Source organism: Actinomadura sp. 21ATH (genome assembly GCF_041951345.1).
Classification (GTDB): domain Bacteria; phylum Actinomycetota; class Actinomycetes; order Streptosporangiales; family Streptosporangiaceae; genus Spirillospora.
The window spans coordinates 166,095-186,237 of sequence record NZ_JBGNUR010000013.1 but is presented as its reverse complement, the minus strand read 5'-3'; the positions used below and the strand labels follow the sequence as shown (position 1 = coordinate 186,237).

18 protein-coding genes are annotated in these 20,143 nt (G+C 74.2%); all 18 read left to right on the top strand.

The features are described from left to right. The first annotated feature begins 3 nt into the window (after window positions 1-3). Window positions 4-816, top strand: coding sequence for a precorrin-4 C(11)-methyltransferase (gene cobM / locus ACA361_RS30810; protein WP_375017775.1), 813 nt, complete (start codon window positions 4-6; stop codon window positions 814-816). Then, window positions 813-1,310: a hypothetical protein gene (locus tag ACA361_RS30805; RefSeq protein ID WP_375017774.1), complete on the top strand. Its 498-nt coding sequence runs from the start codon at window positions 813-815 to the stop codon at window positions 1,308-1,310. Before cobM ends, ACA361_RS30805 begins: the two co-directional genes overlap by 4 nt. Continuing rightward, window positions 1,307-2,578, top strand: coding sequence for a precorrin-6y C5,15-methyltransferase (decarboxylating) subunit CbiE (gene cbiE / locus ACA361_RS30800; RefSeq protein WP_375017772.1), 1,272 nt, complete (start codon window positions 1,307-1,309; stop codon window positions 2,576-2,578). Before ACA361_RS30805 ends, cbiE begins: the two co-directional genes overlap by 4 nt. Further along, entirely contained in the window at window positions 2,575-4,365 is a 1,791-nt protein-coding gene (gene cobJ / locus ACA361_RS30795) for a precorrin-3B C(17)-methyltransferase (RefSeq protein WP_375017770.1), read from the top strand. Before cbiE ends, cobJ begins: the two co-directional genes overlap by 4 nt. Continuing rightward, entirely contained in the window at window positions 4,362-4,958 is a 597-nt protein-coding gene (locus tag ACA361_RS30790; protein WP_375017768.1) for a precorrin-8X methylmutase, read from the top strand. The genes cobJ and ACA361_RS30790 overlap by 4 nt, the downstream gene beginning before the upstream one ends. Continuing rightward, complete coding sequence (locus ACA361_RS30785) at window positions 4,955-5,905, top strand: sirohydrochlorin chelatase (protein WP_375017767.1); 951 nt, start codon at window positions 4,955-4,957, stop codon at window positions 5,903-5,905. The genes ACA361_RS30790 and ACA361_RS30785 overlap by 4 nt, the downstream gene beginning before the upstream one ends. Next, complete coding sequence (gene cobC / locus ACA361_RS30780) at window positions 5,895-6,929, top strand: Rv2231c family pyridoxal phosphate-dependent protein CobC (RefSeq protein ID WP_375017765.1); 1,035 nt, start codon at window positions 5,895-5,897, stop codon at window positions 6,927-6,929. Before ACA361_RS30785 ends, cobC begins: the two co-directional genes overlap by 11 nt. A gap of 18 nt (window positions 6,930-6,947) precedes the next feature. Further along, entirely contained in the window at window positions 6,948-8,045 is a 1,098-nt protein-coding gene (gene cobT, locus ACA361_RS30775) for a nicotinate-nucleotide--dimethylbenzimidazole phosphoribosyltransferase (RefSeq protein WP_375017763.1), read from the top strand. 144 nt (window positions 8,046-8,189) lie between these two features. Then, entirely contained in the window at window positions 8,190-9,515 is a 1,326-nt protein-coding gene (gene cobA / locus ACA361_RS30770; protein WP_375017761.1) for a uroporphyrinogen-III C-methyltransferase, read from the top strand. Further along, window positions 9,512-11,416 carry an AAA family ATPase gene (locus tag ACA361_RS30765; protein WP_375017759.1) on the top strand — a complete coding sequence of 635 codons (1,905 nt, stop codon included), beginning with the start codon at window positions 9,512-9,514 and terminating at the stop codon, window positions 11,414-11,416. The genes cobA and ACA361_RS30765 overlap by 4 nt, the downstream gene beginning before the upstream one ends. Further along, a complete protein-coding gene (locus tag ACA361_RS30760; protein ID WP_375017757.1) occupies window positions 11,413-13,053 on the top strand; it encodes a GTP-binding protein in 1,641 nt (546 codons plus the stop codon). Before ACA361_RS30765 ends, ACA361_RS30760 begins: the two co-directional genes overlap by 4 nt. Window positions 13,054-13,141: 88 nt before the next feature. Then, the gene (locus ACA361_RS30755) at window positions 13,142-13,615 is read left to right on the top strand and encodes a single-stranded DNA-binding protein (protein ID WP_375017756.1); all 474 of its coding nucleotides are present in this window, start codon (window positions 13,142-13,144) and stop codon (window positions 13,613-13,615) included. A 455-nt stretch (window positions 13,616-14,070) separates the two neighbouring features. After that, window positions 14,071-15,357, top strand: coding sequence for a GGDEF domain-containing protein (locus ACA361_RS30750; protein WP_375017754.1), 1,287 nt, complete (start codon window positions 14,071-14,073; stop codon window positions 15,355-15,357). A gap of 63 nt (window positions 15,358-15,420) precedes the next feature. Continuing rightward, window positions 15,421-17,085, top strand: coding sequence for an energy-dependent translational throttle protein EttA (ettA, locus tag ACA361_RS30745; protein ID WP_375017752.1), 1,665 nt, complete (start codon window positions 15,421-15,423; stop codon window positions 17,083-17,085). 145 nt (window positions 17,086-17,230) lie between these two features. Next, window positions 17,231-17,668: an acyl-CoA thioesterase gene (locus ACA361_RS30740; protein ID WP_375017750.1), complete on the top strand. Its 438-nt coding sequence runs from the start codon at window positions 17,231-17,233 to the stop codon at window positions 17,666-17,668. After that, window positions 17,665-18,249 carry a GNAT family N-acetyltransferase gene (locus ACA361_RS30735; RefSeq protein WP_375017748.1) on the top strand — a complete coding sequence of 195 codons (585 nt, stop codon included), beginning with the start codon at window positions 17,665-17,667 and terminating at the stop codon, window positions 18,247-18,249. Before ACA361_RS30740 ends, ACA361_RS30735 begins: the two co-directional genes overlap by 4 nt. A gap of 66 nt (window positions 18,250-18,315) precedes the next feature. Continuing rightward, complete coding sequence (locus ACA361_RS30730) at window positions 18,316-18,537, top strand: hypothetical protein (protein WP_375017746.1); 222 nt, start codon at window positions 18,316-18,318, stop codon at window positions 18,535-18,537. 155 nt (window positions 18,538-18,692) lie between these two features. After that, window positions 18,693-20,117 (top strand): S28 family serine protease, encoded by a 1,425-nt coding sequence (locus ACA361_RS30725; protein WP_375017744.1) that lies wholly within the window; start codon window positions 18,693-18,695, stop codon window positions 20,115-20,117. Window positions 20,118-20,143: the final 26 nt, after the last annotated feature.

Genomic DNA, 20,143 nt, shown 5'->3' with positions numbered 1-20,143 from the left:
CCGATGAGCACGGAGAAGGGCAGGGTCCTCTTCGTGGGCGCCGGGCCGGGCGCGGCCGACCTGCTGACGTTCCGGGCGGCCCGCGCGATCGCCGCGGCCGACGTGGTGATCTGGGCGGCGAGCCTGGTCCATCCGGACGTGCTGGAGCACGCGCGGGAGGGCGCGGAGATCGTCGACTCGGCGCGGCTGCCGATGGAGGGCGTCCTCCCGTACTACGAGCGCGCGCTCGCCGAGGGCCTGACGGTCGCCCGCATCCACTCCGGCGACCCCGCCCTGTGGGGAGCGCTGCAGGAGCAGCTCGACCGGTGCAAGGAGATGGGCCTGGACACCGAGGTGATCCCGGGCGTCTCCAGCTTCAGCGCGGTCGCGGCCGTGGTCGAGCGCGAGCTGACGATCCCGGAGGTGGCGCAGTCGGTCGTCCTCACCCGGCTGGGCGGCGGCAAGACGCCGATGCCGCCGGGCGAGGAGGTGCGGGAGTTCGCGCGGCACGGGACGACGATGGCGCTGTTCCTGTCGGCGGCCCGGTCCGGGCAGCTCCAGGAGGAACTGCTGGAAGGGGGCTACCCGGCCGACACCCCCTGCGTGGTGGCCTACCAGGCGACCTGGCCGGACGAGCTGGTCGTGCGGTGCACGCTCGGCGAGCTGTCGGACACGGTCAAGGCGCACAAGCTGTGGAAGCACACGCTCGTGCTCGTCGGACCGGCGCTGGCGGCGGGCGGCACCCGCTCGCACCTCTACCACCCGGGCCACTTCCACGGCCACCGGCGTGCCGAGCCCGCCGCGCGCCGCCGCCTTCGGGAGGCTCGACGCCCATGAGCGAAGACATGCGCGTGCTGTACAGCGGCGAACCCCTGCGGCGCGCCGCGGCGAGGATGCTGCCCAAGCTGGCCGAGGACCGGTTCGTCCAGGCCGTCGACATCGGGGAGGCGGCGCGCCGGGCGGCCGCCGACGGGATCGGGCAGCTGATCCTGATCGCGGAGCCGAACTCCCTGGACCGCGCGGAGCTGGACCTGCCGCTCGCCGAGATCACCACGGAGATGGGCGGCACGGACCGTCTGGCCGCCCAGGTGACCGAGGGGGCGACGGTCCGGGCCGCGTACGAGACATGGCACGCCGCCGCGGCGCTGCACGAGGTGCGGCCCGACTCGCCGTACCCGCGCGACCTGGTGGGCCGGTGCGGCCGCGAGCTGTGCCGCCGGGTCGCCGGCGTCCTGGAGGACATCGCGGGCGGTGCGGTCGCCGTCCAGGTCGTGCTGCTGGCGCCCGCCGCCGGGCGCATGGTCGGCATGTACGGGCGGCTGCGCCGATGAACGCCCACCTGCTGACCGTGCTCGGCCACGACGGGTCGCCGCTCCCGGCCGAGGCCCGCGAGCTGCTGGGACGCGCCGCGCTGGTGGTCGGCGGCGCCCGGCACCTGGCGGCCGTCCCGATCCCCGCGTCGGCCCGTACCGTCGTCATGGGCGAGCTGCGGACGGCCCTGGACGCGATCGACGCCGACCTGGAGAAGGACCGGAACGTCGTGGTCGTCGCCAGCGGCGATCCGGGTTTCTTCGGGATCGTCCGGGCGCTGCGCGAGCGCGGCCACCGGCCGCGGGTGCTGCCCGCGCTGTCGTCGGTGGCGCAGGCGTTCGCGCGGGCCGGGCTGCCCTGGGACGACGCCCTGGTGGTGTCGGCGCACGGCCGCGAGCTGCGCCGGGCCGTCAACGCCTGCCGCGCGCACCCCAAGGTCGCGGTGCTGACCGCGCCGGACTCGGGGCCGGCGGTGCTGGCGCGCGAGCTGTTCCCGCAGACGCCGCGCACGTTCGTGGTCTGCGAGAACCTCGGCGGCCCGGACGAGCGGGTCGTGCACGTGCGTCCCGCCGAGGCGAGCACCCGGCCCTGGCGCGACCCGAACGTCGTGCTCGTCCTCGATCCGCGCCGCCAGACCGGCGAGCGCGGCTGGGTCGCCGGGGCGCGGCCGGGGCCGCCCGGCTGGGCGCTGCCGGACGCCGCGTTCGGGCCGGGCCCGCTCGGGACGTCCGCCGCGGTCCGGGCGCTGGTGCTGGCCCGGCTGGGGCCGTCCGTCGGCGACATGGTCTGGGACGTGGGCGCGGGCGCCGGCGAGGTCGCGATCGAGTGCGCCCGCTTCGGCGCCGCCGCCGTGGCCGTCGAGCGGGACCTGGCGTCCTGCGAGCGCATCCGCGGCAACGTCCGCGCGCACCGCGTCAAGGTCGCGGTCTCGCGCGGCACGGCCCCGGCCGTCCTCGACCACCTGCCCGAGCCCGACGCGGTCTTCGTCGGCGGCGGCGGGCCGGCGGTGGCGCGGGCGTGCGCGGCGCGGGCGCTGCGCGGCGTCGTGGCGGTGGTCCGCGAGCCCGCCGAGGTGCGGCCCGCCGAGGCCGCGCTGAAGAAGGAGTCGCTGGCCACGGGGGTCGTCCGGCTGGACGCGGCCCCGTTCGGCGCGAACGAATCCGAGCCGGTCTTCGTTGTCTGGGGAGAGCGGAACGCCGCGACCCCCGGCGGCGGCCGGACCGGTCCGTCCGGCAAGACCGTCGTGACGATCAGGCAGGTGCCGTCCGGCGAGGGGAGCGTGTTGTGATCGGGGTCGTCGCGGCCACCGCGGGCGGGCGCGGTGCCGCCGCCGCGCTGGCCGCCGCGTGGCCGGGGGAGGTGCGCGAGTTCACCGATCTGAAGGCGGGCGAGGCGCTCCGCGCGGCGTGGGAGACGTGCGACGCGATCGTCAGCTTCCTGGCCGTGGGCGCCACCGTACGGGTGCTGGCGCCGCTGCTGGCGCACAAGACCAGCGATCCGGCCGTGGTGTGCGTGGACGAGGGCATGCGGTTCGCGGTCGCCGTCCTGGGCGGCCACCACGGCGCGAACCTGCTGGCCCGGCGGCTCACCGGCGTGCTCGGCACCGAGCCGGTCGTCACCACCGCCAGCGACCGGACGAACGTGGCGCCGCTCGACTCGTACGGCGCCGACATCGGCTTCACCGTCCACAACCCCGAGCTGCTGGCGCATGTCGGCGCGGCCGTCCTGTCCGGGGAGCCGGTCGCGCTGGAGGGCGCCGACGACTGGCCGCTGCCGGCGTTGCCGCCGAACGTCCGTACGGACACCGGGGAGGCCGCTACGGGGATCTTCGTCACCGACGGCGCCGAGATCGTGTGCATGTGCCACGAGAGCTGGTTCGGCAACCGGCTGGTGTACCGGCCGCCGTCCCTGGTGGTCGGCGTCGGGTCGGCGCGCGGGGTGTCGGCCGAGGAGGTCGGCGACCTGATCGACCTGGTCCTCGGCGGCGCGGCGGTCGCGCCCGAGTCCGTCCGGGCCCTGGCGACCGTCGACCTCAAGGCGGACGAGGAGGGCATCCTCAGGGCCGCGGAGGAGCGCGGCTGGGAGGTCGTCACGTTCCCCGCCGAGGTGCTGGCCGGGGTCGAGGTGCCCAACCCGTCCGAGGTGGTCCGCGCCGAGGTCGGCACGCCCAGCGTGGCCGAGGCGGCGGCGCTGCACGCGGCGCGCTCGTTCGGCCGGAGCGCCGAGCTGATCGCCGAGAAGCACAGGTCGGCGAACGCCACGGCGGCGGTCGCCCGGCTGCGGCCCAGGGGACGGCTGAGCATCGTGGGGCTGGGGCCGGGCGCGCGCGACCTGCTGACGCCGCGCGCCGAGGAGGCGCTGCGGCGCGCGTCGGTGGTCGTGGGGCTCGACCAGTACGTCGACCAGGTCCGCGACCTGCTCCGCCCGGGCACGCGGATCCTGTCCAGCGGCCTCGGCCAGGAGGAGGAGCGGGCCCGTACCGCCGTCGAGGAGGCCGCCGCCGGGCGCGCGGTGGCGCTGATCGGCTCGGGCGACGCGGGCGTGTACGCGATGGCGAGCCCGGCGCTGGAGTTCGCGACCGGGGAGATCGGCGCGATCGACGTGGACGGCGTCCCGGGCATCACGGCCGCGGTGGCCGCGTCCGGCCTGCTGGGCGCGCCGCTCGGGCACGACCACGCCTACATCTCGCTTTCCGACCTGCACACCCCCTGGGAGGTCATCGAGCGGCGGGTGCGCGCCGCCGCCGAGGGGGACTTCACCGTCTGCTTCTACAACCCGCGCAGCCGGGCCCGGGACTGGCAGCTCGGCGCGGCGCTGCGGATCCTGGCGGAGCACCGCCCGGCCGGCACGCCGGTCGGGTTCGTCCGCAACGCGTCCCGCCCGGACGAGACCGCCACGGTCACCACGCTCGCCGAGGTGGACCCGGGCGAGGTGGACATGTACACCGTGGTGCTGGTCGGATCGAGCCGCAGCCGGACCGTGGCCGGGCGATTTGTTACTCCCAGGGGGTACCGATGGAGCTTCGAGAAGAGCGCGCCGAGCGAGCCGGACGAGCCGGCGGGGGCGAGCCGATGACGGTCCGCCGCCCGCACCCCATCGAGGTGCGCTCGTACGAGATCCTGCGCTCGCGCGTCGACCTGAGCCCGATGCCGCCGCTGTGGCGGGCCGTCACCGAGCGGGTGATCCACGCCAGCGCCGACCTGGAGTACGCCGTCGACATCCAGACCCGCGAGGAGCACCTGGCGCGCGGCCTGGACGCGCTGCGCGCCGGGGCGCCGATCGTCGCCGACGTCGGCATGGTCGCCGCCGGGATCACCGCCCGCGAGCCGGTGTGCCACGTCAACGACCCCGCCGCGGCCCGGATGGCGCGGGCCGCCGGCATCACCCGCTCCGCGGCGGCGGTCCGGCTCTCGTACGCCGAGGTCGGCCCGGGCGCCGTCTGGGTCGTCGGCTGCGCCCCCACCGCGCTGTTCGAGATCATCAACCGCCGGGTGACGCCCGCGCTGGTCATCGGGATGCCGGTGGGCTTCGTCGGCGCCGCCGAATCCAAGGAGGCGCTGCGCGCCAGCGGCCTCCCGCAACTCAGCAACGTCTCCGAGAAGGGCGGCTCCGCCGTCGCCGCCGCGGCGGCCAACGCGTTGCTCTACTACGAGGGGGACAGGGCATGAACGGCCGGGCGAGACCGGCGCTGCTGGTGGCCGGGCACGGAACGCGCGACGCGGACGGCGTCGCCGATTTCGGCCGGTTCATCGAGCGGCTGCGCGGCCGTATGGCGGTGACCGTGGCGGGCGGCTTCATCGAGCTGTCCCCGCCGCCCCTCACCGAGGTCGTCTCCGGGCTGTACGGGGAGGGCCACCGCCACCTGGCGGCCGTCCCGCTGGTGCTGGTCGCCGCCGGGCACGGCAAGGGCGACATCCCGGGCGCGATGGCGCGCGAGCTCGTCCGCCATCCCGGCCTGTCGTACACCTACGGCCGCCCGCTCGGCCCGCACCCCACCCTGCTCGCCCTCCTGGAGGAGCGCATGCGGGCCGCGCTCGGCCGGGAGGCCCCGGACCCCCTGGACGGCGACACGGCCGTCCTGCTCGTGGGGCGCGGCTCGACCGACCCCGACGCCAACGCCGAGGTCCACAAGGTCGCCCGCCTCTTCTGGGAAGGCCGCGGCGCCGGAGGGGACGGCGGGCTGACGGGCGTGGAGCCGGCGTTCGTGTCGCTGGCGCGTCCCAGCGTCCCCGAGGGCCTGGAACGGCTCCGCAGGCTCGGCGCCCGGCGGATCGTCGTGCTCCCGTACTTCCTGTTCCGCGGCGTCCTGCCCGACCGGGTGGCCGAGGAGGCGCGGGCGTACGCGGCCGCCCACCCGGGCCTGGACGTCCGCTCCGCCGAGGTGATCGGCGACTGCGACGGCCTCGCCGACGTGGTCGTCGAACGGTACGAAGAGGCCCTCGCCGGCGACATCCGGATGAACTGCGACACCTGCGTCTACCGGATCGCCATGCCGGGCTTCGAGCACCGCGTGGGCGCCCCGCAGACGCCGCACGACCACCCCGACGACCCCACCGGCCACGGCCACGGCCACGGCGGGCACGGCCACGGCCACGGGCACGCGCATGTCCACTGACTTCGCCGGCGACGGCATCGACCTGCGCCACCACGGCGACGCCGAGGTCGGCGGCGGGCTCGCCGACTTCGCGGTGAACGTCCGCACCGGCACCCCGCCGGAGTGGCTCGCCGCCCGGATCCGCGACTCGCTCGCCGACCTGGCCGCCTACCCCGACCCCGGGCCGGCCCGCCGCGCGGTCGCCCGCCGGCACGGCCGGGCCGCCGCCGAGGTCCTGCTCACCGCGGGCGCCGCCGAGGCGTTCGTGCTGCTGGCCCGGGTGCTGCGGCCGGAGCGCGCCGTCGTCGTGCACCCGCAGTTCACCGAGCCCGAGGCCGCCCTGCGCGCCGCCGGGCACGAGGTCGGCCGGGCCGTCCTCGGCGGGGACTTCACGCTCGACCCGGCCGCCGTCCCCGCCGACGCCGACCTCGTCGTGATCGGCAACCCGACCAACCCGACGTCCGTCCTGCACCCCGCGTCCGCCGTCGCCGCGCTGGCCCGTCCCGGCCGCACGGTCGTGGTGGACGAGGCGTTCATGGACTGCGTGCCCGGCGAGCCCGAGAGCCTGGCCGGGCGGCTCCCGAACGGCGTGGTCGTCGTCCGCAGCCTCACCAAGACCTGGGGCCTGGCCGGGCTGCGGGCCGGGTACGTGCTGGCCGAGCCGCGGCTGATCGCCGCGCTGGCCGAGGCGCAGCCGCTGTGGGCGGTGTCCACCCCCGCGCTCGTGGCGATCGAGGAGTGCTCCGCGCCCGCCGCCGTGGCGGAGGCCGGCGCCTGGGCCGCCGCGATGTCCGCCGAACGCGACCGGCTCGCCGCCGAGCTCACCGCGCGCGGGCTCTACGTCGTCCCGGGGGCGCGCGCGTCGTTCCTGTGCCTGCGCGTCCCGGACGCCCTCGGCATCCGCGCCCTGCTGCGCCAGCGCGGCTACGCCGTCCGGCGCGGCGACACCTTCCCCGGACTCGGCACCGACTGGCTGCGCGTCGCCGTCCGCGACCGGGCGGCGAACGACGACCTGCTCAAGGTCCTCGGCGACCTGGGAATCTGAGGAGACTGAGGAGCACCCGTGAACCTGATCGACGAGACCGTCGCCGCCGTCCGGCCCCCGGACGAGGCCGCCATGCGCGACGCCCGCGCCCACCAGGCCCGCCTCACCAAGCCGCCGGGCTCCCTCGGCGTCCTGGAGGACGTGCCGGTGCGGCTCGCCGGGCTCACCGGCCAGTGCCCGCCGCCGCTGCCCGAGCCTGCCGCCGTCGCGGTCTTCGCCGCCGACCACGGCGTGCACGCCCAGGGCGTCTCCCCGTGGCCGCAGGAGGTCACCGCCCAGATGGTGGCCAACTTCCTCGCCGGCGGCGCGGTCGTCAACGCGTTCGCCGGCCAGGTCGGCGCCACCGTCACCGTCGTGGACGTGGGCGTGGCCGCCGACCTGGACGAGGCCCCAGGCCTGCGCCGCCGCAAGATCGCGTACGGTACGGCCGACCTCACCCAGGGCCCCGCGATGACGGGGGAGCAGGTCAGGGACGCCATGGCCGCCGGCATCGAGACGGCCCGCGACCTGGTCGGCGGCGGCGCCCGCTGCCTGCTCACCGGCGACATGGGCATCGCCAACACCACCGCCTCCGCCGCCCTGATCGCCGCGTTCACCGGACTGCCGCCCGAGCGCGTCACCGGCCGCGGCACCGGCATCGACGACGCCACCCACGCCCGCAAGGTCGAGGTCGTCCGCACCGCCCTCACCCGCCACGGCCTCCCGCCCGCCGGCCGGGCCGGCGGCGGGCTCGATCCGTTCGATGTCCTCGCCGCCGTCGGGGGACTGGAGCATGCCGCGCTCGCCGGATTCGTCCTCGCGGCGGCGGCGCTGCGGGTGCCCGTCGTCCTGGACGGCGTGATCGCCGGGGCGGCCGCGCTGGCGGCCGCCGCGATCGCCCCCGACGCCCTCGGCGCCTGCGTGGCGGGGCACCGTTCGGCCGAGCCCGGACACTCCGCTACCGTGGAGTACCTGGGCCTGCGCCCGCTGGTCGACCTGGAGCTGCGGCTCGGCGAGGGCACCGGCGCCCTGCTGGCGTTGCCGCTGGTCCAGGGCGCGGTACGGGTCCTGCACGAGGTCGCCACCTTCGACTCGGCCGGGGTGAGCGAGAAGGGCGCCGACGGAGTCACGACATGATCACGGTATGAGTCACGCTCGGCTATCGACTGCGCGGGAGCCCTCTCCATGCACCCGCCAACCCGAGTACCTTTGGTCCCCACAGACGTGTCCGAATACGGCCCCGGCGGACGACCGCACAGCCCCGAACGAGAGAACACCGACGTGCCCCCGTACCTCCTAGGTCTGCGACTCGGCGGACGACGCGTGCTGGTCGTCGGCGGCGGCCGGGTCGCCCAGCGCCGGGTTCCGGCGCTGCTCGCGGCCGGGGCCGACGTCGTGCTGGTCGCGCCCGAGATCACACCGTCCCTGGAGGACCTGGTCAGCACGGACGCCGGCACCGCCGGGGCCGCCGCCGGCGGGGAGATCGCCGCGGCCGAGGCGGGCCCCCGGCCGGCCCGCGACCGGGGCGCCGGCGGCCGGCTGACCTGGCTGCGCCGCGCGTACGAGAAGGGCGACTGCCGCGGCGCCTGGCTGGTGCAGGCCGTCACCGACGACGCCAAGGTCAACGCGGCCGTCGCCGCCGAGGCCGAGGCCGCCCGCGTCTGGTGCGTGCGCGCCGACGACGCCGACGCGTCCGCCGCCTGGACGCCCGCCGCCGGGACCGTGGGGGAGACCACCGTCGGCGTGCTCGCGGGCGGCGACCCGCGCCGTGCCGCCGGGATCCGCGACGCCGTCGTGGACGGCCTGCGCGACGCCACCCTCGAAGCGCGGCACTCGCGGCACAAGCCCGTCGGGGTCGCGCTGGTCGGCGGCGGCCCCGGCGACCCCGGGCTGATCACCGTGCGCGGCCGGCAGCTGCTCGCCCAGGCCGACGTGGTCGTCACCGACCGGCTCGCGCCGCGCGAGCTGCTCGACGAGCTGCCCGCGGACGTCGAGGTCGTCGACGCCGCCAAGATCCCGTACGGGCGCACGGTCACGCAGGACCGCATCAACGACTACCTGGTCGAGCACGTGCGGCAGGGGAGGTTCGTGGTCCGGCTCAAGGGCGGCGACCCGTTCGTGTTCGGGCGCGGCGCCGAAGAGGTCCTGCACTGCGCGAAGCATGGCATCCCGGTCACGGTCGTGCCGGGGATCACCAGCGCGGTCGCGGCGCCGTCCGCCGCCGGGATCCCGGTCACCCACCGCGGCGTCACGCAGGAGTTCCACGTGGTCTCGGCCCACGTCGCCCCCGGCGACCCGGCCTCCACCGTCGACTGGCCCGCGCTGGGCCGCGCCCAGGGCACCCTCGTGCTGCTGATGGCGGTGGAGCGGATCACCCTCATCGCCGATGCCCTCATGCGCTATGGTCGGTCCCCGGACACGCCGGTCGCCGTGGTCCAGGACGGCACCCTCCCGGGCCAGCGGACGCTGTCGGCCACCCTGGGGACGGTGGCCGCGGAGATGGACGCCGCCGGGGTCCGGCCGCCGGCGATCGTCGTCGTGGGCGACGTGGTGAACGTGGCACGAGAGATCGACACGATTCGAGCGGACATGGGACGGGATCCGTGACACCCCCGGCAGAGCAGAGCGCGGTGGACGACCAGGAGGCGGCGGGTCGCGCCGACAAGGCCGCCCAGAACCAGGCCGCCCAGGACACGGAGGCGCGGGGCGGCGACGCTCCGGGCCGGCGCAGGGGCCGCGGCCCGGCCGCCTCTTCGTCGCCGTCTTCTTCGTCGTCGGCCGGCTCGTCCTCCGATGACGGCGGCGGGATCCAGGTGCGCCAGGGCGAGCTGATCCGTGCCCTGCACGCCCTGCGCGAGCAGCTCGACGCGTTCGAGTTCCTGCTGGACGTGCCCGGCGTCGAGGAGGCCCGCGAGGCCCGGCTGGAGATCAGGAACCAGCTGGACGACTACGTGCTGCCGCGCATCCAGGCGGCCGGCACCCCGATGCTGGTGGTGCTCGGCGGCTCCACCGGCGCGGGCAAGTCCACCCTGGTCAACACCCTGGTCGGCGCCCGCGTGAGCGCCACCGGCGTGCTCCGGCCCACCACCAGCAGCCCCATCCTGGTGTGCCACCCCGACCACACCGACTGGTTCCTGAACGGGCCGATGCTGCCCGGCATGGGCCGCGTCCGCGGGCCCGCCCCCGACGCCATCGCCGGTGACCAGCTGGTCATCATCGGCAGCGACGCGCTGCCGCCCGGCCTCGCCCTCCTCGACAGCCCCGACTTCGACTCGGTCTTCGAGGACCACTACGAGTTCGCGACCAAGCTGATGGCCGCCGCCGACCTCTGGCTGTGCGTCACCACCGCCGCCCGCTACGCCGACGCCCAGGTCTGGGACATGCTCCGCCGCGCCCGCGAGAACGGCGCCACCATCGGCGTCGTCCTGTCGCGCGTACCGCAGGTCGCCGGCCGCGACGGGCCGGCCGAGGTCGTCGAGCACTTCGCCGAGATGCTCGGCGAGCACGGCGTCGGCGACGCCCGCCGCTTCACCGTCCCCGAGACCAAGGTCGAGGACAGCCGGCTGCCCGAGGACGCCGTCGAGGAGGTCCGCGACTGGCTGGTCGGCCTGGCCGAGAACGCCGACGACCGCACCATCGTCATCGGCGACACCCTCGCCGGCGTGCTCGACAGCTTCCGCACCCGCGTACCGGAGCTGGCCAAGCAGGTCGAGCTCCAGGTCGAGAAGCGCGCCGAGCTGGCCCAGGAGGTCGAGTCGGCGTACGGCACCGCCCTCGCCGAACTCGACGAGGCCACCCGCAACGGCTCCCTCCTGCGCGGCGAGGTCCTCGCCCGCTGGCAGGACTTCGCCGGCACCGGCGACCTGCTGCGCTCTCTACGCGTCCAGCGCGGCCGGCCCGGGCGCCGCTCCAACCGCCGGCACCGCAGCCCGGCCCGCGTCCTCGCGCTGAAGGCCGCCCTGCGCGCCGGCCTCGAATCGCTGATCGTCTCGTCCGCCGAGCACGGCGCCGAGCAGGCCGTCGCCCGCTGGCGCGAGCACCCGGCCGGCCGGCAGGTCCTCGCCGGGCCCGGCGCCGGCCTCGGCCACGCCTCCCCGGAGCTGTCCCGCCGCGTCACCCGCGCCGTCAGCTCCTGGCAGGACCACGTGCAGGAGCTGATCCGCACCGAGGGCGTCACCAAGCGCTCGGTCGCCAAGCTCGTGTCGTTCGACTCCGAGGCCGTCTCCCTGGTCCTCATGGTCGGGCTGCTCGGGTACGGCACGTCCGACGTCAACGTCGAGGGCGGTACCAGCGCCGTGCCGCAGCGCCTCCTCAAGGCGCTGTTCGGCGCCGAGTCGCTGCGCGGCATGGGCGCCAAGGCCCGCGCCGACCTCCGCTCCCGCATCGGGATGCTGTTCGACGAGGAGTCGATCCGGTACGGGCAGGCCATCGACGCCGCCGGGATCCCCGACGAGACCGTACCCGTCCAGCTCTACCAGGCCACCTACAACCTCGAGGTCGCCCGATGACCACGTCGGCCATCCCCAGAAGCGTCGAGGGCCCCGGTGTGGCCGGCCGCCTCGACGGCCTCGAACGCGTCGTCCGGTCGGGCACCGGCCGGCTCGACCCCGGCCTCCTCGACGAGGCCGGGACCCTCCTCGACCGCGCCGGCCAGCGGCTCCGCCTGTCCGGCGACCACACCGTCGTCACCCTCGCCGGCGGCACCGGCAGCGGCAAGTCGTCCCTGTTCAACGCCGTCTGCGGGCTCGAACTCTCGCCCACCGGCATGCGCCGCCCCATGACGTCCAAGGCGCACGCCTGCGTCTGGGGCCTCGACGGCGCCGGCCCGCTGCTGGACTGGCTGGAGGTCGACAAGCGGCACCGGTACGCCCGCGCCAGCGCCCTCGACCTGGAACGCGCCGACGCGTCCCTGCACGGCCTCGTCCTGATCGACCTGCCCGACCACGACTCCATCCAGGCCGTGCACCGCGCCGAGGTCGACCGCTTCGTCGGCATCGCCGACCTGCTCGTCTGGGTCGTCGACCCGCAGAAGTACGCCGACGCGGCCCTGCACCGCAACTACATCGTCCCGTTCGCCCGGCACGCGAACGTCACGCTGATCGTCCTCAACCAGGTCGACCGGCTCCAGCCCGCCGAGATCGACGACTGCGTCACCGACCTGCGCCGCCTCCTGGAGGCCGAGGGCCTGGCCGACCCCCGCATCGTCACCACCTCCGCCGTCAGCGACGAGGGCGTCGAGGGGCTCCGCGAGGTCCTGGTCGACACCGTCGCCGCCCGCCGCGCCCGCGACTCCCGCCTCGACACCGACATCGACAAGATCGCCGAACGGTTCGCCGACTTCCGCGGCGAGGCGGACCCGCCCGCCGGGATCGGGGCCGAGCGCCGGACCGAACTCGTCCAGGCCCTCACCGACGCCGCCGGCGCCCCCGCCGTCGCCGAGGCCATGGAGAGCGCCTACGAACTGCGCGCCGCCGACTTCGTCGGCTGGCCGGTCACCGCCATGGTCACCCGCCTGCGCAGCGACCCCCTCCGCCGGATGCGCCTCACCGAACTCCGCGAGGAACTCCGCAACGCGTTCACCGGCCCCGTCGGCGCCCAGCAGGGCGACGTCGACAACGCCCTCCAGGGCGTCACCGACGGCGTCGCCGCCGACCTGCCCGCCCCGTGGGCGCGCTCCGTCCGCGCCGCCGCCCGTACCCACGCCGCCGAGATCCCCGAGGCCCTCGGCGTCTCCCTGATGGAGGCCCTGCCCGCGTTCAACCAGGTCCCGGGCTGGTGGTGGCTGGTCAAGACCTGGCAGTACTTCCTCGTCCTGGTCAGCGGCCTCGGCATCCTGTGGATCACCGTGCTCAGCGCGTCCGCCGCCGTCGGCGCCGACGGCGGGAACGTGCTCCTGAGCGAGGCGGGCCTGATCCCGTACGTCGCCATCCTGGTCGTCTGCACGCTGGGCATGGGCGCCCTCACGGCCTCCGCCTGCCGCAACCTGGTCGCCCTCTCCTCCGCCAAGCACGGCGAGCGCATGGAGTCCCACATGCGCGAGCGCATCGAGACCGTCGCCGACGAGAAGGTCCTGGCCCCCGTCGCCGAGGAACTCTCCCGCTACGCCGCGTTCCGTGAGGAAGTACGAGCCCTCCTGACCCGCTGAGTCGTCCGCGCTGGGTTGTCCACGCTCGGTTATCCACATACGGGCGACCCCCTTCCCGGCGCGGTCCGGCCGGCGCCACCGTTGAGCCATGAACGAAGCGCACCTCACGGTGACCGGCTGGGTCGCCGCCGAGCCCTACTACACCGTCACCGGCAACGGCACCCCGTTCCTGTCGTTGCGGGTCGGCTTCACCCCGCGCCGCTACGACCGCCGGACGGGCCAGTGGCACGACACCGAGACGATGTTCCTGACCGTCAACTGCTGGCGCGCCCTGGCCGACAACGTCAACGCCTCCGAGCTCAAGCGGGGCCAGCCCGTCGTCGCCACCGGCCGGCTGCGCATCCGCCAGTACGAGAAGGACGGCCAGTGGCGCTTCGCCGCCGAGGTCGAGGCCGCCACCCTCGGCCACGACCTCACCCGCGGCACCGCCGCCTTCCGCCCCGTCCAGCGCGGCGGCACACCCACCGACGAGGACCGCCGCGAAGCCCAGGCGGTGGCCGACCAGTGGGCCCTGGGCGCTCCCGAGACCGCCGCCGGGAGCGCCACCGAGGAGGCCGCCTGACCCCCGAACCGGCCCCGGCCGGCCACCGATCCCCTTGCCCGGCCGGGGCTCCCATCCTGTTGCCTGACCAGGGGACGCCTGCTCTGTGGGGACGCCTGACTTCGGAGGCGTTTGGTCGGAGGGGCGGCGGTAGGGCGGGGTGAGGGCATGTGGGTGCGGTGGGGTGTGAGCGTGGTGCGTGTTCGGGCCGGGGTGGGCAGGGGGCGGGCAAGGGGGGACCCGGGGCGGGGTTCGGGTTCGCCGGGTGGGGCAGGGTCGCGGACGGGTTAGATCCAGGAAACGCCGCGCATGGCGTACTCCCCCTCTGGATGTGCTGCGGTCAGCGATTTCGCTGGTCATGCGGTGAGTCCTCCGCTGGGAGACCCACATGTGCGTTATCGAAGGTACCGGTTTCCGGCCCGCTCCGCACACGTTGCAATTATCGTGTTACGCAACGTGAGGCATAAGGGGGAAGGATGACGGCCGTGCAGTCGTCCGCCGAGGATCGCGGTGGGGAGTTGGCCCCGAGGCCCCGGCGGCGGGCGCTTCTGGCGCGTCCGTCCCTGCTGGCCGTCTATGTGCCGATGGTCGTCGCGCTGCACCTGGCGCTGATCGTCGCCGGGCTGCTGAACACCGTTCCGCGCGCCGATGATCTACTGACTTTTGCCGCGCTCGTGGCGTGCGGGGCCGCCTGCATCGAGGCGACCCGGCGGCTGGGGGTGCCGGCGGGGGTCGCGCGGGACATGCTGTCGGCGTGGTGGCTGCCGGTGGTGCTGCTGCTCCCACCCCTGTACGCGCTGCTGACGCCGGTGCCGTTGCAGATCCTGCTGCAGTTCCGGGTGCGGCGGACGCTGCTCTACCGGCGGATGCTGGTCATGTCGGCGCTCGGCGTCGCGGGCGCGGCCGCGTCGGTGGTGTTCCACCTGGTGGTGCCCGAGCCGCTGGAGCGGCCGCTGTGGGTGCTGGACGGGTTCCCGGACGTGGTCGTGGCGGTGGGCTGCGCCGCCCTCTTCACGATCCTGAACGCGCTGCTCGTGGCGGTGGCGGCGCACGCGGCCAACCCCGGGAGCCGCTGGCGGGACGTCCTGTGGAACCGCGAGAGCCTGCTGCTCGATGTCGTCGAGCTGTGCGTGGGCATGCTCGTCGCGATCGCGTGCGCGCTGTCGCTGGGGCTGCTGCTGCTCGCGCTGCCGCCCGTGGTGCTGCTCCAGCGGAGCCTGATGCACCAGCAGTTGCAGGCGGCGGCCCGTACCGACGCCAAGACGGGGCTGCTGAACGCGGCGGCCTGGCAGCGGGAGGCCGACACGGAGCTGTCGCGGGCGCAGCGGACGCATGACCCGCTGGCCCTGCTGCTGATCGACATCGACCACTTCAAGCGGGTGAACGACACCCACGGCCACCTGGTGGGCGACCAGGTGCTGGTCGGGGTGGCCGGGACGCTCTGCGGGCAGCTGCGCGACTACGACGTGGTGGGACGGTTCGGGGGCGAGGAGTTCGTCGTCCTGCTGCCGGGGGCGGACACGGTGGAGGCGTGCCGGGTGGCGGAGCGGCTGCGGGGCCGGATCCGGCGGCTGGCCGTGCCGGCGGAGGACGGCACGGTGGCGGTGACCATCTCGGTCGGGGTGGCCCTTTTCCGGATGCACGGGGAGGACCTGATCGAGCTGCTCGCGGCGGCCGATCTCGCCCTCTACCGGGCGAAGCAGTCGGGCCGGGACCGGGTCTGCCTGCCCGCGGTGGACGGCCCCAGGGCGTCCGGCGGCTGAAACGATCTCGGTGCCGGTCAGGGCTGGAACGACCGGTGCCCGCGAGGCCCTAGGCTTGACAACATGGCGGAGTACATCTTCACGTTCCAGCGCGCGCGCAAGGCGCACGGTGACAAGGTCATCCTCGACGACGTCACCCAGAGCTTCCTGCCCGGGGCCAAGATCGGTGTCCTGGGTCCCAACGGGATGGGCAAGTCGACGCTGCTGCGGATGATGGCCGGCCTGGAGCAGCCCTCCAACGGTGAGGCCCGGCTCATGCCCGGCTACACGGTGGGCCTGCTGGCGCAGGAGCCGCCGCTCAACGAGGAGAAGACGGTCCTCGGCAACGTCGAGGAGGGAGTGGCCGAGACCAAGGGCATGCTCGACCGGTTCAACGAGATCGCCGAGAAGATGGCGACCGACTACTCCGACGAGCTGATGGAGGAGATGGGCAAGCTGCAGGAGCAGCTCGACCATCGCAACGCCTGGGACCTCGACAGCCAGCTGGAGCAGGCGATGGACGCGCTGCGCTGCCCGGCCGGCGATCTTCCGGTGACGCAGCTGTCGGGTGGCGAGCGGCGCCGGGTGGCGCTGTGCAAGCTGCTGCTGGAGCACCCCGACCTGCTGCTGCTGGACGAGCCCACCAACCACCTGGACGCGGAGAGCGTCCAGTGGCTGGAGCAGTACCTGGAGAAGTACGAGGGCACCGTCCTGGCCGTCACCCACGACCGGTACTTCCTCGACAACGTGGCCGGCTGGATCTGCGAGGTCGACCGCGGGCGGCTGATCGGGTACGAGGGCAACTACTCGGTGTACCTGGAGAAGAAGGCCGAGCGGCTCAAGGTCGAGGGCAACAAGGACGCCAAGCGCAAGAAGCGCCTCCAGGACGAGCTGGAGTGGGTGCGGTCCAACCCGAAGGCCCGGCAGACCAAGAGCAAGGCCCGGCTGGCGCGGTACGAGGAGATGGCCTCCGAGGCGGCCAAGACCCGCAAGCTGGACTTCGAGGAGATCCAGATCCCGCCGGGCCCGCGCCTGGGCAACCTGGTGATCCAGGCCGAGGACCTCACCAAGGGGTTCAACGACCGGCTCCTGATGGAGAAGCTGTCGTTCAACCTGCCGCCGAACGGCATCGTCGGCGTCATCGGCCCGAACGGCGTCGGCAAGACCACGCTGTTCCGCATGATCGTCGGTGAGGAGCAGCCGGACGAGGGCGCGCTCAAGATCGGCGACACGGTGCAGATCTCGTACGTCGACCAGGGCCGCGGCGGCATCGCCCCGGACAAGTCGGTGTGGCAGGTCGTGTCGGACGGGCTCGACCACATCAGGGTCGGCCAGGTCGAGATGCCGTCCCGGGCGTACGTCGCGGCGTTCGGGTTCAAGGGCCCGGACCAGCAGAAGGCGGCCGGGGTGCTGTCGGGCGGCGAGCGCAACCGGCTGAACCTGGCGCTGACCCTGAAGCAGGGCGGCAACGTGCTGCTGCTGGACGAGCCGACGAACGACCTCGACACCGAGACGCTGAGCTCGCTGGAGAACGCGCTGCTGGAGTTCCCCGGCTGCGCGGTCATCACCTCGCACGACCGGTGGTTCCTGGACCGGATCGCCACGCACATCCTGGCGTGGGAGGAGGGCTCGAACTGGTTCTGGTTCGAGGGCAACTTCGCCGACTACGAGAAGAACAAGATCGAGCGGCTGGGCGCGGACGCGGCGCGCCCGCACCGGGTCACGCACCGCAAGCTCAAGCGCGACTGATCCTTCTTCCCGGAGCGCCGTACCCGCCTTCCGGGTGCGGCGCTCCGCCGTTCCCCGCACCGGGCCCGGGAACGGACCGGGCCGAACGGGCGGGTAACATCGGCGCGATCCCGCGACCGCTGCCGTCGAACCCCCAGGCGAGGACATGCCCGACAACACCCTGCCCCCGGCCGAGTACCGCCATGTGTACGAGTTCCACGTCCGGTTCGGCGACATCGACTCCCAGGGGCACGTGAACAACGTCAAGTTCCTCGGCTACCTGGAGGACGCCCGGCTGGAGATGTTCCACGGCGACCCGGTCCGCAAGGGCGAGCAGCCGGTCCGCGGCATGGTGATCTCCCGCCACGAGATCGACTACCGGGTCCCGCTGCTGCCGACGGTCTACCCGATCCGGGTCGAGACGTGGGTCACCGAGGCCCGCGCCGCCTCGTTCAAGCTGGCCTACGAGGTGCGCGACGACGAGAACGTGTACGCCGAGGCGACCTCCACGCTGGTCGCGTTCGACGTCGAGGCGAACCGGCTGCGCCGCTGGACGCCGCAGGAGCGCGAGTTCATCGGCCGGTACGCGGCCCCGCGCGCATGACCGCGATGATCGAGGGCGGCCCGCGGGCCGCCGTCGACGTCCGCCTGCGGCTCGTCCGGCCCGCGGACGCCGCGCCGCTCGCGGCCCTGTGCCGCGCCAACCGCGAGTACCTGCGGCCGTGGGAGCCGCAGCGCGACGACGCGTACTTCACCCTGGAGGGCCAGCGCGGCAACGTGCGCGACCTGCTCCAGGCGCGCGAGGCGGGCGAGATGTGGCCCGGCGTCATCCTGGTGGACGGGCGGATCGCCGGCCGGATCACGCTGAACAACATCCTGCGCGGGCCGTTGCAGAGCTGCTTCGTCGGCTACTGGGTGGCGCGCGACCGGGCGGGCCGCGGGGTGGCGACCGAGGCCGTCCGGCAGGCGCTCGACATCGCGTTCGGCGAGCTGCGGCTGCACCGGGTGGAGGCGTTCACGCGGGTCGACAACCACGCGTCCCAGCGCGTCCTGGGGCGCAACGGCTTCACGGCGGTCGGGGTGGCGCGGCGGCACATCTACGTGGACGGCCGCTGGCGCGACGAGCGGTTCTTCGAGCGGCTGGCGCCGTGGGACGACGGGACCGCGCCGTTTCCACCCGCCTGACCTGGGGTGACGATCATCACTTACGGGGAGTAACCAGTAAGGAACTCCCCCCGAGTGAGGTGATCGATGTCCCCCTATCTCGCCGCCTGGATCTTCTGGGTGATGATGTTCTTCGCCATCGAGCTGCCCGCGCTGTTCAACCGGCGGCAGGGCGACACGCTCTCCGAGGTCATCTGGAACGTCTTCGCCGTGCGCGGCAAGCCGGCCGGCTGGCAGCTGCGCCGGCTCGGGCTGCTGGTGGGCCTGGTGTGGCTGGTGGCCCATCTGGTGACCGGCGGCTGGGTCTGACCCCGCGCGGCCGGGCCCGTACGCGCCCGGACGCTCCGGCGCGCGCCGTCACGGATCGGTAACGAGCGTCCCCGCTGTCTGCTTTGTTCTGACATTTCCCTCTACTGTCCTTCGCGATCGTGGCGATCCCACGACCCACGGACGAAGGGGGAAGGATGCGGCGCGTCTCACGCGGAGCGACGGCGCTCATGCTCGCCGCGGGCCTGTCCGGTGCCGGCACCACGGCATGGGCGGCTGAGCCCACCCGGGAGCCCACCCGGACCGAGCCCGCGGCGGCGGACATCGCGGCCGAGCTGAAGGCGATCCCGGGCATGAAGGTCGAGGAGAGGACCTCGACGCTGCCCGGCCACCGCTGGTTCTGGCTGAGCTACCGGCAGCCGGTCGACCACCGGCGCCCGAACGGCCAGTGGTTCGAGCAGCGGGTGCTGCTCCAGCACAAGTCGGCGGACCGGCCGATGGTGCTCTACACCAGCGGCTACAACACCCCGACGACGATGTTCCGGTCGGAGCCGACCGCGCTCGTCGACGGCAACCAGATCTCGGTGGAGTACCGGTACTTCACCCCGTCCCGGCCCGTCCCCACGGACTGGACCAAGGACACGATCTGGCAGGCCGCCACCGACGAGCACCGGCTGATCAGGGCGCTGAAGAAGATCTACCAGGGCCGGTGGATCTCCACCGGCGGCAGCAAGGGCGGCATGACCGCCGTCTACCACAAGCGCTTCTACCCGAACGACGTCGACGGCAGCGTCGTCTACGTCGCGCCCAACGACGTCGACAACGACGAGGACAGCCGCTACGACCGGTTCTTCGCCACCGTCGGTTCCGACGACCGCTGCCGCGCGCACGTCAAGAGCCTGGCCCGCGAGTTCCTGAAGCGCCGGCCGGCCATGCTGGAGAGGTTCGAGGCCGACGCCGCCCGGAACGGCTGGACGTTCTCCATCCTGAAGACCCCGGACCGCGCGTTCGAGAACTCGGTGATGGACTTCGAATGGGGCTTCTGGCAGTACATGCTCCAGTCCGACTGCCCGTCCCTGCCCCCTCTGGACGCCTCCGACGACGCCCTCTACGCGAGCCTGGACGCCATCGCGGGACTGTCGTTCTACACCGACCAGGGCCTGGAGCCGTACATCCCGTACTACTACCAGGCCGGCACGCAGCTCGGCTGGGGCAAGCCCCAGTTCACGCACCTGCGCCCCCTGCTGCGGTACGAGGACAGCTACCAGCCGCGCACGTACGTCCCGCGCGACATCCCGATGCGGTTCGACAGGGGCCGCGCCATGCGGGACATCGACCGGTGGGTCCGTGACCACGGCAGCCGCCTGATGTTCCTGTACGGCGAGAACGACCCGTGGGGTTCCGAGCGCTTCCGCCTGGGCCGCGGGAGCCGCGACTCGGCCGTGTACGAGGCGCCGGGCATGAACCACAGCGGCCGCCTCATCGACCGGCTACCCGCCGAGCAGCGCACCCGGGCCCTCGCGGACCTGATGCGCTGGGCCGGCACTCAGCAGCGCGCCGGGATCCTGTCGACCCCGGCCGACGCCGAGGACCCGATGCTCAAGCAGCGGCCGCCGCTGTAGCCCGCCGGGCGCCGGCCGATCCCGCC